The sequence below is a fragment of the Bacillus cereus group sp. BfR-BA-01331 genome (genome assembly GCF_022663915.1).
Lineage (GTDB): Bacteria > Bacillota > Bacilli > Bacillales > Bacillaceae_G > Bacillus_A > Bacillus_A mycoides.
In genome coordinates this window covers 1-319 of record NZ_JAKUGJ010000192.1, presented here as the reverse complement: position 1 = coordinate 319, position 319 = coordinate 1, and the positions used below count along the sequence as shown (strand labels likewise).

Genomic DNA, 319 nt, shown 5'->3' with positions numbered 1-319 from the left:
ATCTTTGTTTATATTTCGTTCTTTCATACCATTAGAAGCTACAAACAGCTCTTTTAAACCAACATCCACACCAATCGACTCATTGGTTAGTTCTTGTAATTCAAAGTCTTCTTGGAATCCTACACTAATCCACCAGTGACGACCATCAAATGTAACTCTTGGATTTGATGGTTTTTTGTTTCTTGGTAGTTGTTGGCTTGTTTTCACTTCACCAATAGACTGAATATGAACTACTTTCTTTCCTATAATCAGTCTTTCATAATTGGCATAAAATCCTTGGATTAAATCTTTTTTGGATTTATAAGAAGTGTGATAACCA

At 33.2% G+C, this 319-nt stretch carries 1 pseudogene; it reads right to left on the bottom strand.

The features are described 5' to 3' along the window. Positions 1–319: pseudogene (locus tag MR155_RS31655) on the bottom strand (RNA-guided endonuclease InsQ/TnpB family protein); the annotation flags it as partial.